Origin of the sequence: Roseovarius sp. THAF8 (genome assembly GCF_009363735.1) — a bacterium.
Taxonomy (GTDB): Bacteria; Pseudomonadota; Alphaproteobacteria; order Rhodobacterales; family Rhodobacteraceae; genus Roseovarius.
In genome coordinates this window covers 3,514,172-3,528,512 of sequence record NZ_CP045410.1, presented here as the reverse complement: position 1 = coordinate 3,528,512, position 14,341 = coordinate 3,514,172, and the positions used below count along the sequence as shown (strand labels likewise).

Here is a 14,341-nt window from a genome sequence, read left to right as displayed (position 1 = left end):
TAGCCTTGTACCAGCTATTTCATACAGACAGCCAAACGCATGGAGGACTGAATGAAGATCCACGTTACAGCCATCGCCCTCGCCAGCCTCGCCGCCCCCGCCCTTGCCCAGGATGGCGACGCCGAAGCCGGCGAGAAAGCCTTTCGCCAATGCAAGGCCTGCCACATGGTCATCGACGACGCAGGCGAAACCATCGTAAAGGGCGGTCAGGTCGGGCCCAACCTTTACGGTCTTTCGGGCCGCACCGCAGGCTCGGTCGAAGACTTCAACTATTCCGACCTGCTGGTCGCCGCCGGCGAAGCGGGCCTCGAATGGGATCAGGAAAGCTTCGCGGGCTACGTACAGGACCCGACGCCCTGGCTGAAGGAATACACCGGCGAAGACGGTCGCGGGAAAATGACCTTCAAGCTGCGCAAGGAAGAGGATGCGGCGGATATCTGGGCCTATCTTGCCTCGGTCGGTCCCGAGAGCTGAGGTCGCACCGCGCAACGGAACAAAGGCCGCCGCTGAAGGCGGTCTTTTTCATGTTCAGGCCCCGGCATTGAAATTTCCGGACGCAAGGCGCCGGGCGCATGCTAGGATGACATTCAACCGCGGGGGAACATCATGATCGCAGGGGCACACGCAATTCTCTGGCTGCGCGAGGACGGCACCGGAAACGACGCCTGCCGGTTCGCCGACGCCGAAGGCGGCTACCTGATCGACGGATCGTCAACCGGCTCGGATGGAGAGGTGCTGCGCTATCGCGTCCGCGCCCGGAAAGACGGCACCACCCGCCGCGCCCGCATTGGCAGGAAATCCCGGCTGATCGCGCGCCGTGCCAAGGATGACACGTGGACGCTGAACGACACGCCCATGCCGGACGTGACCGGCGCCAAGGACATCGACCTGGGCTTCACGCCCGCGACGCTCACATTGCCGATCCGCCGCCTGCACCTTGAGGTCGGCAAGGAAACCGAACTGTTCGTCGCAAGGCTGGATGTCGAAACCGGGCGACTGACGCCGCTCGATCTTGTCCTTCGACGTGTTGCGGGCGACACGTACGAAATGGACATCGCCGAAACGGGCACAACCTCGCGATTTACCGTCAACGAGGAGGGTATCGTCCAATCGCAGCCGGGCCAGTGGACGGCACAGGCTTGACGCCCGCTAACCGGCCACCTGCCCCGCCAGCATCCAGAGGCCCATGCCCAGCATCACCAGGTTTTCGGTCAACGAGATGAACCCCAACGGCACGTTCGAGCCGCCGCCGACACAGGCGCAGGTCAATTCGTGCTTGTCGATGTAGACGGCCTTGAAGACGCTCCAGCCGCCGACCGTCCCGATGAATATCGCCACCGGCGCCACCAGCCAGACCAATGCGCTGCCCGTCCCGATCAGCGCCATCATCCCGACACCTGCGTAGAGTTCGGCAAACGGATAGGCATAGCCGTACGGCACATAGCGCTGCGCCAGCAGGTCATAGCCCAGAAACCCGTTCACGAAGCCTTCGAGGTCCTGAAGCTTCTGGATCGCCAGCGCGACCATCGAGCCTGCAAAGAACCACTTGAGCCACGTCAGCACAGGGAAGCCTTGGTACAAGTTCAGCACGATCGCCAGCGCCATGAGTGCGGTGCTGGCAAAGATCGCGATGACGGGCGTATAGGTCGTTTCACCCTCTTTCAGCACGCGATAGCCGAAATGCTCTTTCAGATCGCTGTACCCGCCGATCCGCTTGCCGTCGATAAAGGTCTGCGGCGTGGTCTCGACCCCGTGCGCGTCCATGAACGCGTCCGTCTCCTCGCGCGTGATCAGGGGATTGTCGTCAATCCGGTATCCGCGCCGTTTCAGCATGGACAGGGACTTCAGCCCGAAGGGACACAGATGCCCCGGCATCACCATCCGGTACAGAGACGCGGTCTTTTCACTCCCCTCGCTTTTGGCGCGGGCCGTGTCGGGGCCGTCGATCATGTCCGTGGATGTCATCTTGAATGCCTTTTGGCTTGTGCGTTTCAGGGCAAAACGCCACGCCTTGCGCAGGCGCTTCGCAACTCACTGAGTCAACAGAAAGACAGCCGGTTGGTTCCGGCAATCATCGCCGGCCCCTCGGCCAAAAGACGCCTGAAAGCGCGTCAGCCGACCGCGTTCAGCGTGACAACCTCCGCCGCCCGGCCGACGGCCCCGCGCGCGGTGGCGGCAATATCTGCCGCCGTCAGGCCCGCATCGGCATACATGTCGTCGGGGCTTGCCTGGTCGATATAGCGGTCCGGCAGGTGCATGGTCCGTATCGCCAGCCCCCTGTCGAACGCGCCTTCCGCGGCCAGCGCCTGAAGCACCATGGCACCGAAGCCGCCCATGGCACCCTCTTCCACCGTGATCAGCGCCCGGTGATGCCGTGCCAGCTGGCGGATCAGGTCCATGTCCAGCGGCTTGGCAAAGCGCGCGTCGGCCAGCGTGACAGACACGCCATCGGCCTCCAACTCCGCAGCCGCCGTCCGGCATTCCGCCAGATGCGCCCCATAGGACAGGATCGCCACGTCGTCGCCGTCTTGCAGCACGCGGCCTTTGCCGATCTCCAGCACCTCGCCGCGCTCCGGCAAAGCGACCCCCGTCCCCGCCCCGCGCGGATAGCGAAAGGCTATGGGCCCTTCGTCATGCGCCGCCGCCGTGGCGACCATATGGATCAGCTCCGCCTCGTCGGCGGCGGCCATGCAGACCATGCCCGGCAAAGCGCCAATATACCCAACATCAAATGCACCTGCATGGGTCGGCCCATCCGCGCCAACCAGCCCCGCCCGGTCAATGGCAAACCGCACCGGCAGGCCTTGCAAGGCCACGTCATGCACCAGCTGGTCATAGCCCCGTTGCAGAAAAGTCGAATAGATCGCGCAGAACGGCCGCAGCCCGCTCGCCGCCATCCCGGCGGCAAAAGTCACGGCATGCTGTTCGGCGATACCTACGTCGAACACGCGGCTGGGAAACCGCTCGGCCATCACGTTCACGCCCGTGCCCGACGGCATCGCCGCCGTCACCGCCACGATGTTGGGGTCTCGCGCGGCCTCATCCGTCAGCGCCTTGCCGAAGACGGACGTGTAGGACGGCGGGCCGCCCGCCTTCTTGGCCTGCACGCCGGTCTCGGGGTCGAACTTCGACACGCCATGCCCGCAATCCGCGCTGGTCTCGGCGGGGGCATATCCCTTGCCCTTCACCGTGCAGACATGAATCAGCACCGGCCCCGTCGCCCGCGTCCGCGCCGCGCGCAGCACCGGCAGCAACTGCCCCATGTCATGCCCGTTGATCGGCCCGACATACTCGAACCCCAGCTCCTCGAACAGCGTGCCGGACTGGCTTACCCCTGTCACAAGCTGCCGCGCCCGCTTCGCCCCTTCGCGCATCGGCGCGGGCAGCGCCGCCTCGAACCCCTCGGCCAGGCTTTTTACCCGCGCCAGCGGCTCGTTGGCGTAAAGCCCGCTCAGGTAGGATGACATCGCCCCCACCGGCGGGGCGATGCTCATCTCGTTGTCGTTCAGGATCACGAACATCCGCCGCCCCTCGGCGCCCGCGTTGTTCATCGCCTCATAGGCCATGCCTGCACTGATCGAGCCATCCCCGATCACGGCAATCGCATCGCCCGTGGGCCGGCCCATGTCGCGCCCCACCGTGAAGCCCAGCGCCGCACTGATCGAGGTCGAGCTGTGCGCCGCCCCGAATGGATCGTATTCGCTTTCCTTGCGCTTGGTGAAGCCGCTCAGGCCGCCTTTCTGCCGCAACGTCCGGATCCGGTCCCGCCGTCCGGTCAGGATCTTGTGCGGATAGCATTGGTGCCCGACATCCCACACCAGCTTGTCCATCGGCGTGTTGAAGACCGAATGGATCGCCACGGCCAACTCCACGACGCCCAGCGACGACCCCAGGTGCCCGCCCGTTTCGGAAACCGCGGAAATCACTTCGGCGCGCAGCTCGTTCGCCAGCGCCGCCAGGTCCTCGTCGGGCATCTGCCGCAGGTCCTGCGGCCCCGCCACGCGGTCCAGTATCGGTGTGTGTGGTCTGGTCTGTTGCATCGCATCCCCCTCAAGACGAGATCCGGCGCGGCCCGCAACAGTGGCTGCAAGCAGCGCGATGTTCGCGGGGCCGGGCAACATCGCGCCGCCCGGCCCCGCACGTGTTACTCGCCGTAGTCCGGCTCGCCCGAGGTCGTGGCCAGTTCCGGCCAGTCCTGGATGACGTTCGTGCCCTGCAACGGCTGCTGATAGCCCTTGTGACAGGTCCGGCACGCCGCCTTGGGCGCATCGCCGTTCTCTGGCCCCAGCCGGCTTTCCGGCAGCAGCCCTCCGATCGGGATCAGGTAGTCGTTGTTCAACTCCTGCACCATCTGGATGCCCAGTGTCTCGGTCGCCCATTGCGGCGTCACCTGCGCCCCGTCATAGAAGGCGCGGGAGTTGTGACAGAACACACAGTTCACGCCCAGCGAGTTCGAGATGTAGTTCATGAACGCGTAGGTACGTTCCGCGTGCTGAATGCCGGGGTAGTCGTCCACGCCCGGCACACCCGCCACGCGGCTGTCGAGGTCGTGCACCTTGATGGACTCTCCATCCACCAGGTAGGTCTGCAACGCGTCCGACGGCAGCGAGGTATAGCTCGACAGCGGCGTCACCCGGTTCTGCACGGCCCCCCAGCCTTGGACCCGCTCGTTGACCGGGCTGATATCGAACCAGACGTCGCTCGGCACGGGCTGACCACGGTGGCAGGTGTAACAGGTCACGCCCACCTCCGCATTGGCGTTGACGTGCCCGTCCCAGTTCTCGTTCAGGTTCTGGGTCATGCCGATCATGGTATAGCCCACCGAGGTCTGGTAGTTGTCCATGTCCTCGAATAGGTCGGGAATGCCCGTCCACTGCCGCATCGCGGCCAGAAGGCGGTCGTAGTTCTCGACCGTCAGCCCCTCCAGCCCAGGCGGCACGTTCTCACGCGCATCGCCGGCCAGCTCTTCGCCGCCCTGCGGCACCACCGGGTCCGAGCGCGTGGCCATGTAGCCCGCGATGCCCGGATCGGGTTCACCGAGGTCCGACTTGAACTTGGGCACCGACATGCCGGTGCCGCGCGGGCCCGTCTGAAGGCTGTCGACGGCGCTGGACTGATTGGCAGAAACCAACCAGGCCGCCACCAGGACCGCGCCCCCCACGACCCCGATGGCAATCGCGGGGCCATAGATGTTCGTGGGGTTGTCGGAGTTCCACTTGTTGAACCAGTTCGGTAGCATGGCTCAGTCCTCCTTGCCGATGAAGGCTTCGTAAGACCCGTAAGCCTCGTAGCCGTAAGAGCCATCGTAAGCCGGTGCGAAATTGTGCTCCTGTGCCCAGATGAACCAGTTGTCCACGACCGTTCCCGTCAGCAGGATGCCGATCCCGCCGGTCACCGGCGTCAGGACCGCGAACCACCATGCCCAGCGGTGGATGCCTTCCATCGTGGCGTTGAAGCCCATGGTCCAGCGCCAGAAGAGGGCGGCGCGTTCCGTGGCCGTGCCCCGGTCGACGATCTGCTCCAGCTCCCGGTCGCCGCCATAGCGCGTCACGGCCAGGATGGTCGCGCCGTGCATGGCGAACAAGAGCGTCGAGCCATAGAGGAACACGATGCTCAGGCAATGGAACGGGTTGTAGTAAAGGTTGCCGTACCGGATCGAGAACGCCGTGGTCCAGTCGAGGTGCGGGAAGATGCCGTAAGGCACCGCCTCGCTCCACGATCCCATCAGGATCGGACGAAAGAGGTTCAGCACCAGCATCAGCCAAATCGCACTCGCGAAGGCCCAGAAGACGTGCTTGCCCATCTTGTGCTGCGCCGCCAAGAGGTAGCTGCGGATAAGCCATGTCATGACACTGACCAGCAGCAGGAAGCTGGCGATGATGAACCAGCCCCCGTCATTCAGCGGCGGGATGGACAGACCATGTTCCGGCCCCGGCGGCTCCAGCGCCAGCCAGAAACCCTGGCGCAGGAATTCCGGGATCGACCAGTTGACCTGCGCCAGCATGTTGAAGCCGACGATGTTGAGCGCCAGGATGAAGGTGACCGCGCTGACAAGTCCTGTCCAGCCCAGGTAGATCGGCCCGATCTGCGCGTTGCCAAGCCAGCCCACCAGGTTGCTGAACCGCGGCTTGAACGCCCGCTCGTCCATCATGTGGTTGTCGTTGTCCATGCCCCATTCGGGATTTCCCCGGACTTGGACCTGCGTGAATATGTTCTGATACTCGATCATGTCTTATATCCCCATCTGCGATGGCCAGATCGGCAGTTCGAGCCACCAGTTCCACCATTCGGGCCAGCCCTTGGTCCAGACCGGACCACTGATGATGATGCAGACCGCCGACCAGAAGCCCGCGTTCAGCGCCAGCAGCAGTCCGACGCGGTGGATGCCCAGCGTGCCGACCGAATAGCCGATGAAATCCCGGAAGAACGTGTCCTCGTGATCCGGCGTCTTCATGACCTCGCCCTTCTCGGGATTGGCCGCCGACAGGATCAGACCGCCATGCAGCGCCAGGGCCAGCGTGGTGGTGAAGAAGAACGTCACCGCCAGCATGTGCGCCGGGTTGTAATGGAAATGCAGGTACGCGTAGCCGGTGTTGCTGACCCAGTCGAGGTGACTGAAGATGCCGTAGGGGAACCCGTGTCCCCACGCGCCCATCAGGACGGGGCGGAACACCACCAGCGTGACATATGCGAAGATCGCTACGCTGAAGGCGAAAGGCACGTGATACCCGATGCCCAGCTTGCGGCAGATCTCGACCTCTCGCAGGGCCCAGCTGCAGAAGGCGCCGATCGCGCAGATCGTGATGATCTGCCACAGACCGCCCTCCATCAACGGGGCCGCGCCCAGGCCGTAGGACAGGTCGGGCGGCGCGATGTTGATCAGCCAGGGGTTCCATGTGCCCTGGTGGGCCGCTCCCCAGAAGATCAGGATCGTGCCAAGAAGCGCAAAGAACGCGCCCAGCACGCCGAAAAAGCCCACGTAGAACGGACCGACCCAGAAGTCGAACAGGTCGCCTCCGATCAGTGTCCCCCCGCGGACCCGGTATTTTCTCTCAAAGCTGAGCAACGCCATTGTTTCTCTCCGCGTTTTCGGCCGGCCAGTCCTGCCCGGCCGTCACTCTTCGTTCGGTTTGTTGCGGGCGGGCGGACCCGCCCGCAACGAGGTTTGACGATTGTCTTGGATCACTCGGACGCCGCAGCGCGGGACGCTGCTGCATTCTCGAACCAGTTGACGCCGTTCGACAGAACCACCAGGTGGATCATGACGGCCAACAGGAACAGGAATACGCCTTGTGCTACGAACACGCGGCGCGGATCGAAAATGAGCCAGATCTTGTAGAACTTCGACATTTTCTTTCCTTCCTCAGAACCAAGGCGCCCAGATGTACGTCGCGATGTGCGCGATAACCGCAACCAGTGTGAAGAGCGTAAGGCCGCTCATGTACACCGAATGCAACTCCTGGGCTTGCTCGTCGGTAAGACCTGTAAAGGACAGGTCGGTGTTATCAGCCATGAACTTTCCTCCGGAACGTTATGCTGACGCCGCGAACCCCGCGGCCGGGTTCCTCAAGGGCCTTGCGGGCCCTTGAAGGTCTGCTCGCCCAGTCGGGCGGATACAGCTCGGGTTTCGGTCGGGGCACTATGCCTCAGACCGAGAAAATCAGCGGCGTGATCCGGTCCGCTTCGGACCAGGCGCGCGCCAGCGGGCCGCGCACGTTCAACGTGTGGCGCTCCGCGATATCGCGAACCCACCGGAACGTCGTGAACGGCACCGCGCAAAAGAAGATCAGCGTGAAATACACCCAGAACTCCGCGGTTCTGCGGCGTCCCGTTGTGCTGCGTCTCGGCGGGTTGGACGTCATGTCAGTCATGGGTGTTGTCCTCCTCTTGGACATCTGCCGCGGCGACTTTGGCCGCGGGCGAAAGGGCTTGTACGGTTTCCAGCACGACCCGCTCGGCGCCCTCTCGCAGGGCGGCCTCCTCGGCGGCATCGCGCAGCGTCTTGGCGGCGGAAATTCTGGTCAGCACCGGGTGGCTTTCCACGATCCGGTTCAGCTCGGCCTGCGCATCGGCATCCCACGGGAAATCCCGGCGCAACGGCGTCGGCGTGGCAGACCCTGCATCCATCTCGGACCCCAGCGGCAGGATGTGGAACAGCGCATCGAATAGCCCGTTGCACACTTCCTGGATCAGGTAGGTCGCCCCGGCATACCCCATGAAGGGCGTGCCCGTGGCGCGCCGGATCGCGGCGCCCGGAAAACTCGCCGGGATGAAGGCCGGCTTCGGCCCGTGCCCGGCGCTCATCTCGGCCAAGTACATCTTTTCGTTGATCGACCCCATCAGGATCAGCGGGCGCTTGTTGTGCACCAGCGACCGCACTTCCTCGTTGTTGGTCTTGGTCCCCGCACAGCGCGCCACCGCGAACCCGCAGGGCAGCCCCATGTCGTTTTCCAGGAAATTGCGGATGCCCCGCGCATAGGTCTCGTTCGCCACGATCCCGAAACTGGCCGTGGCAAAGAAATCCTGCGTCACCGACCGCCACAGGTCCCACACCGGCTTGATCGTCGAATGCTTCTCGCGCTCGATGAAGGGCTCGGCGTCCAGCTCCAGCAATTCGCCCAGCTTGCGCAGGAATTTCGTGGTGCTGTCGATGCCGATCGGCGCTTGCAGGTACGGCTTGTCCAGCACCTCGCACAGGCCACGCCCGAACTCGCGATACATGCAGATGTTCACATCGGCATTCACAAGGTCCCGCATCTCGGCCAGGTGCGCGCCCAGCGGCATCACCATGTTGACCTCGGCCCCGATCCCCTCGACCAGCCGACGGATCTCGGCCAGGTCCGAAGGCATGTTGAACGTGCCATACATCGGCCCCAGGATATTGACCCGCGGCTTCGCATCCTCCGCGCGCTTCTTCTCGGGCGGCATCCGGCCCTTGGTCATCCCGAACTCGGTGAAGATCCAGGTCATCGCCCGGTCGGCGGCTTCCCACTGGTCCTCGTCGATGGTGCGCGGCAGGAACCGCTGGATGTTGGTGCCCTGCGGCGTCACGCCCCCGCCGATCATCTCGGCGATGGAGCCGGTGACCACGACCGCCGGCAGTGCCGGATCGAGCGTGCCCCAGGCCCGCTTCATCGCGCCTTCGGTACCTTCCCGGCCCAGCTCCTCTTCGCCGAGGCCCGTTACCACGATGGGCAGCTCATGCGGCGGAAGCGCGTCGGTGTAATGCAGCACCGAGGTCACCGGCAGATTCTCACAGCCCACCGGGCCGTCGATCACCACCTGCAAACCCTTGACGGCGCAGAAGGCATAAACCGCACCCCAGTATCCGCCCGCGCGATCATGATCCTGAATGAGCGTCATACCGAGCATCTCCCAGCAAAGAAGATCACCGCAACAATCAGGACGACCAGCCACATTCTGTGACCCAGTTTCATCCAAATTGATGGCAAGCCCCTCGGCATCAGATCATCTCCTGCGCTTTTTTGGCCCGCGCGGCTTTTTCCAGCTTTTTCTGGTTCGTCGCCCGGAAATCCTCGCGCAGGTTGGGCTGGCCCTCCCAGACCCCGGCGGTATCGCCAGTGCCCACGCCCTCGAAGAAGTCGCGCATCCGGTCCATCCGCCCCTTGTTGGCGATGGCCGCGTTGACCACTTCGGCCAGGCTTCCGGCCCCGGCCGGACCCATCAGGGGACGCGCGGAAATCAGGTTGGTGAAATAAAGCCCCGGAACGCCCAGTTCCTTGGCCTTCTGCACCACCGGCGTCGTCCCGATGGCCAGATCCGGCCGGATGGCTTCCATTGCCGCGCAATCGTCTTCCAGCGACGCGCGATACTGCACCTTGGTGCCTTTGCTTTCCAGCCAGGCCGCATCCTCCGCCGACCACGGGCTCTTGGCACAGGCCGTGCCCACATAAGGCACATCCGCCCCGCTCTCGATCAGCAGGCGCGCCACAAGTAGCTCGCTGCCCTCATAGCCCGACAGCGTGATGGTGCCGTCGATCTTTTTGGCGCCCAAGGCCGCCTCGATCGCGGGCAGGAACGCGTTCTGCGCCTGCGCCACCTTGTCGGCGGTCACACCAAAGGCATCGCCAATCGCGCTCAGCCACGCCGCCGTCCCGTCCCGTCCGACAGGCGCGCTGCCGACGACAGGCCGACCGGCGGCCTCGAATTCCCGCACGGCGGCGGTATAGAACGGATGGATCGCCGCCACCGCGCCGCAATCCAGCGCGGCATAAAGCTCTCGCCATTCCCGGCACGGCACGACCGGCCCCGCGGCCAGCCCCATCGGCGCCAACATCTGACCGATCATCACCGGATCGGCGGGGAACATCTCGCCCAGCAAGGTCACGGTCGGCCTGTCGGACACGCCGCCATCAGGGGCCGCGACTGGCCCTGCCTCGATCTCTTGCCGCGCGTAGTTCAGCATCGCGCCGGCCAGAACGTCCTTGGCCTCGGCGTGGGTCGGAATGCCAAAGCCCGGCACGTCGATCCCGACGATCCGCACGCCGTTGATTTCTTTCGGCAACAGCCGCAGCGGCACGCCGCTCGCCGTCGGCACGCACAGGTTTGTCACCACGACTGCATCAAACCGGTCCGGATCGGCCAACTCGTGCACAGAGTCGCGGATATCCTCGAACAGCTTGCCGGTCACAAGCGTCTCGGAATTGAACGGCACATAGCCCACCGACCGACGCGCGCCGTAGAAATGGCTCACGAAGGTCAGCCCGTACACACAACAGGCCGAACCGCTCAGCACGGTCGCCACACGTTTCATCCGCAGGCCGACACGCAAGCTGCCGAAAGCGGGACACATGCTTTGCGGCTTGTCGTGCGGACCTTGCGGATAGTCGCGTGCATATTGGTCCAGCAGATCGCTCTGCCCGGCCATGCGCGCGGCTTTCTTCATCTCGTTACCGGAATGACAGCCCAGACCGGAATCGCTCGTCAGCTCCGGCGCGTATTCGCGCGCCTTGCCGCGAATGACCTCGGCCTTGCCGGCATCGTCATATGTGACTTCATCGCTCATAGAGCCCTTTCCGACCCGCCTTGGGCCGCGATATCCTTCAACAACCGGGCGATCTGCTCGGGCCGCGCCTCGGCGACCATCCGGCAGGCCCGGATCAACTGCTGTGCCCGGGTGGGGTCAGGCGTCGTCATAGACCACCTCCAGGCTTTCTTTCGGCGCAGCATTCTTGCCGCGCATGTCCTCGTCCGTCGCAGGCTCCAGCGTGACGCTGCCGCCCGTCTCGGACTCGTCGAACAGCCCAAGCAATCCGTCCTGGTCCAGCGGCGCGGGGCGCACCGGCGGGGCCAGCGATACCGCCTCGGCCAGCCCGGCAAACAGGCTGCCCCACTGGCTCTTTTCGGTACCGACGATCTGGTAATTCGCCGATTTCTTGCGCAAATCGTCATCCTGCGGGATCGCGGCCAGCACGGGGATATCCACCGCCTTGGCAAAGGCCTGCGCCTCGCCCGAATGGTCGTCCTTGTTGACCACCAGCCCCGCGACGCCGACGTTGCCGCCCAGCTTGCGGAAATACTCCACCGCCGAGCACACGTTGTTGGCCACGTAAAGCGATTGCAGGTCGTTCGACGCCACCAAAATCACCTTCTGCGCCATGTCACGGGCAATCGGCAGGCCGAAGCCTCCGCACACCACGTCACCCAGGAAGTCCAGCAGGACATAGTCGAAATCCCAGTCATGGAAGCCCAGCTTCTCCAGCAGTTCGAACCCGTGGATGATCCCACGCCCGCCACAGCCGCGGCCCACTTCCGGGCCGCCCAGCTCCATGGCAAACACACCGCCCCGCTTGAAACACACGTCGCCGATCTTCACCTGCTCGCCAGCGAGGTTCTTCTTGGTCGAGGTCTCGATAATGGTCGGGCACGCCTTGCCACCGAACAGCAGGCTGGTCGTGTCCGATTTCGGGTCGCACCCTATCAGCAGCACGCGCTTGCCCTGTTCGGCCATCATGTGGCTCAGGTTGGCCAGGGTGAACGACTTGCCGATCCCCCCCTTGCCATAGATCGCGATGATCTGCGTCTTGCTGGTGGGTTCGCCCTGCGGCACTTCAAGCGTGGGCTCCTCGCCCGCCTCGTCCCGCAGGCGTTTGTCGAAATCCTTCAGATTCGGGATGTCGTCCTTCACGCGGCGTCCTTCCAGTTGAGTATCATTTTCAGGCACGACGCCTCTTCAAAGGCCGTCCTGTACGCGTCCTCGGCCTGCTCGGCCGGGGCATTGTGAGTGATCAGCCCACCCAGGCTCAGCGCACCGCTGTCCAGCAGCGCGCCCACGGCGGCGAGGTCCTCGCGCGCCCATTCCGCGGCGATGCGCAACCGCGCCTCGCGCATGAAGGCGGGCGGAAAGGCAAAGCTCAGGCCGCCGGGATAGAACCCCGCCAGCACGATCTCGCCACCCTTGGTCAGCCGTCCGATCAGGTCGTTCAGAATGCCGGCATTGCCCGAGGCGTCGTAAATCGCGCGGTAATCGCGGCGCGCGTCGTCGTCGGGCGCGATCACCTCGTAGCCCTCGGCACCGCCGCGCCGGACCGGGTCGGTTTCCCAGACCACGGGCGCTGTTGCACCGGCGGCGATCGTCAGCCGCGCCAGAAGGCGGCCCAGCACGCCATGCCCGACGATCAGTTCGGGCACGCGCTTGTCCAGTCCGGCCATCGCGTGCCGCGCCGTGGCGGCCAGCGCCAGCAGCGCGCCCTCGGCGCCCAAAGTCGAATCGATTCTTGTCACTCTGTGGGCTGGCGTCACCAACCGGCTCGCCGCCCCTCCGAACAGCCCGAACGCACCGTCAAAGCAATCCGCCCCCGGCACGAACACGGTCTCGCCTGTCCTGAAGCCGCTGTCCGGCCCGGCCTCGACAACTTCGCCCGCGGCCTCGTATCCCGGCACCAGCGGATAGCCAGACCCCGGAAAAGGCGGCATCTCACCGGTCCAGAACAGTTTTTCCGTGCCGGTCGAGATCCCCGAATGGGCAATGTCCACGACGATATCCGCAGGGCGCAGCTGCTTGAGCGGCAGCGTGTCCAGGTGCAGGTCTTTCGGACCATTCAGGAATACGGCGCGCGTCTCCAACTGTCTGAACTCCCCCCGGTTATTGTGTGAGTCGCGCCGACGCAGGGCGCGATCCGGTTGTATGTCAGTCTATTCGGACACCAGTTTGTGTCAACTAAACTTTACACTTTACAGCGAATCGCCTGCCTGTCACCGCTCTGCCGGGTCAGCCCGGCTTGCGGCAGGCCAGCGCCGTTGTGATGAACGGGCGGATGGGCTTCGGCGTAACGATGCCCTCGAATCCCGCCCTGCTGCACATCTCGGCAATCCGCGCCTGCGACCGCACGCGCCCGGTGCCCATCGCCATCGTGTAGAACGCGAAATAGACGTCGCCCGCCCGCTCGGGCGCATCGCCGCCCGACATCGGCTCTGAAACGATCAGCCATCCGCCCGGCGGCAAGGCGGCATACGCCTTGCCCAGCAAATCCTCGACCGTGTCGTCCGCATGATCGTAAAGCACGCGGATCAGACAGATCGTGTCCGCCCCCCGCGGCAAGGGGCCGTCCCGGAAGCTGCCGCCCTGCAGCGCAACCCGATCCGTCAGGCCTGGTTCGCTCAATCGACCCCTGGCCTGCGGCATTACCTCGGGAAGATCGAACAGGATCCCCCGCGCGGCCTTGTTTCGCCGCAAGACCTCGACCAGGAACACGCCCGATCCGCCGCCCACGTCCATCACCGTCCGCGCGCCCTTGATGGGCAGCATCTTCAGCGTGTCGCGGGCCACCAGAACCTGGCTTTCGGCCATCAGCGCCGAATACCTGTCCGCCACCTCCGGCGCGACCTCGCCCTCGGCGCCGAACACGTAGGGCCAGAACCGCGCAAGCCGCGTCTCCCCCTGCCCGCGCAACAGCGCCATCGGGTCGGCCATGTCGGCATAGAGCTCGGCATTGTGCCGGATCATGTTCTCCAACCCCGGCACGCCCAATATCGCCGCCCCCTTCCGGGCCAGCGCATAAGCCCCGTCGCGCCGCCGCTTCAGCAGGCCCAGCGCAGCGCCCGCTCGCAACAGCTGATCCATCCGGTCGGCGGGCACATCATGGCGAAACCCCAGCGCCTCGGCGCTGCGCGGCCCGTCCAGCAAGGCCCGGAGAATGCCGGTGTCGACCAGCGCCGTCAGGACCTGGCTTGCCACGAAACCCTGAAGCAGATCGAAGATCCCGGCCCCCTCCCGGCGCGCCATGCCGCGTCCGAAAGGCAATGCGCCTGCGATACTCTGAAATCGCGGCCGTGCTATCAGACGGTTCAGCCAGCCCGAGAGTCCGGCACGTGACCGCAT

The 14,341-nt window shown here is 64.8% G+C and carries 16 protein-coding genes; 2 read left to right on the top strand and 14 right to left on the bottom strand.

Features of this window, described 5'->3' with window-relative positions; translation table 11 throughout:
- Positions 1-51: 51 nt before the first annotated feature.
- Positions 52-474: a cytochrome c family protein gene (locus tag FIU85_RS17170; protein WP_152493180.1), complete on the top strand. Its 423-nt coding sequence runs from the start codon at positions 52-54 to the stop codon at positions 472-474.
- A 132-nt stretch (positions 475-606) separates the two neighbouring features.
- A complete protein-coding gene (locus FIU85_RS17165; protein ID WP_152497750.1) occupies positions 607-1,143 on the top strand; it encodes a putative glycolipid-binding domain-containing protein in 537 nt (178 codons plus the stop codon).
- 6 nt (positions 1,144-1,149) lie between these two features.
- Here the strand turns inward: FIU85_RS17165 and FIU85_RS17160 are convergent, their stop codons facing one another.
- From FIU85_RS17160 to FIU85_RS17100, 14 genes are all read right to left on the bottom strand, one after another.
- Positions 1,150-1,950: a MauE/DoxX family redox-associated membrane protein gene (locus FIU85_RS17160; protein ID WP_152498296.1), complete on the bottom strand. Its 801-nt coding sequence runs from the start codon at positions 1,948-1,950 to the stop codon at positions 1,150-1,152.
- 161 nt (positions 1,951-2,111) lie between these two features.
- Entirely contained in the window at positions 2,112-4,040 is a 1,929-nt protein-coding gene (gene dxs / locus FIU85_RS17155) for a 1-deoxy-D-xylulose-5-phosphate synthase (RefSeq protein ID WP_152493182.1), read from the bottom strand.
- A 104-nt stretch (positions 4,041-4,144) separates the two neighbouring features.
- Positions 4,145-5,239 carry a photosynthetic reaction center cytochrome PufC gene (gene pufC / locus FIU85_RS17150; protein ID WP_152497749.1) on the bottom strand — a complete coding sequence of 365 codons (1,095 nt, stop codon included), beginning with the start codon at positions 5,237-5,239 and terminating at the stop codon, positions 4,145-4,147.
- A 3-nt stretch (positions 5,240-5,242) separates the two neighbouring features.
- On the bottom strand, positions 5,243-6,229 hold the full coding sequence (pufM, locus tag FIU85_RS17145) for a photosynthetic reaction center subunit M (protein WP_152493184.1): 987 nt from the start codon (positions 6,227-6,229) through the stop codon (positions 5,243-5,245).
- 3 nt (positions 6,230-6,232) lie between these two features.
- The gene (gene pufL, locus FIU85_RS17140; RefSeq protein WP_152493185.1) at positions 6,233-7,072 is read right to left on the bottom strand and encodes a photosynthetic reaction center subunit L; all 840 of its coding nucleotides are present in this window, start codon (positions 7,070-7,072) and stop codon (positions 6,233-6,235) included.
- A 110-nt stretch (positions 7,073-7,182) separates the two neighbouring features.
- Complete coding sequence (pufA, locus tag FIU85_RS17135; RefSeq protein WP_152493186.1) at positions 7,183-7,350, bottom strand: light-harvesting antenna LH1, alpha subunit; 168 nt, start codon at positions 7,348-7,350, stop codon at positions 7,183-7,185.
- 13 nt (positions 7,351-7,363) lie between these two features.
- Positions 7,364-7,513 (bottom strand): light-harvesting antenna LH1, beta subunit, encoded by a 150-nt coding sequence (gene pufB / locus FIU85_RS17130; protein ID WP_057794645.1) that lies wholly within the window; start codon positions 7,511-7,513, stop codon positions 7,364-7,366.
- Positions 7,514-7,646: 133 nt separating this feature from the next.
- Positions 7,647-7,871 (bottom strand): cytochrome PufQ, encoded by a 225-nt coding sequence (gene pufQ / locus FIU85_RS17125; protein ID WP_057794646.1) that lies wholly within the window; start codon positions 7,869-7,871, stop codon positions 7,647-7,649.
- The gene (gene bchZ, locus FIU85_RS17120) at positions 7,864-9,363 is read right to left on the bottom strand and encodes a chlorophyllide a reductase subunit Z (protein WP_152497748.1); all 1,500 of its coding nucleotides are present in this window, start codon (positions 9,361-9,363) and stop codon (positions 7,864-7,866) included. Before bchZ ends, pufQ begins: the two co-directional genes overlap by 8 nt.
- Before the next feature lie 100 nt (positions 9,364-9,463).
- On the bottom strand, positions 9,464-11,026 hold the full coding sequence (gene bchY / locus FIU85_RS17115; RefSeq protein WP_152497747.1) for a chlorophyllide a reductase subunit Y: 1,563 nt from the start codon (positions 11,024-11,026) through the stop codon (positions 9,464-9,466).
- Entirely contained in the window at positions 11,023-11,157 is a 135-nt protein-coding gene (locus FIU85_RS22555; protein ID WP_302848993.1) for a hypothetical protein, read from the bottom strand. The genes bchY and FIU85_RS22555 overlap by 4 nt, the downstream gene beginning before the upstream one ends.
- Positions 11,144-12,148, bottom strand: coding sequence for a chlorophyllide a reductase iron protein subunit X (locus tag FIU85_RS17110; protein WP_152498295.1), 1,005 nt, complete (start codon positions 12,146-12,148; stop codon positions 11,144-11,146). The genes FIU85_RS22555 and FIU85_RS17110 overlap by 14 nt, the downstream gene beginning before the upstream one ends.
- Entirely contained in the window at positions 12,145-13,086 is a 942-nt protein-coding gene (gene bchC, locus FIU85_RS17105) for a chlorophyll synthesis pathway protein BchC (protein WP_152497746.1), read from the bottom strand. Before bchC ends, FIU85_RS17110 begins: the two co-directional genes overlap by 4 nt.
- A 145-nt stretch (positions 13,087-13,231) precedes the next feature.
- On the bottom strand, positions 13,232-14,245 hold the full coding sequence (locus tag FIU85_RS17100; protein ID WP_368372969.1) for a methyltransferase: 1,014 nt from the start codon (positions 14,243-14,245) through the stop codon (positions 13,232-13,234).
- Positions 14,246-14,341: the final 96 nt, after the last annotated feature.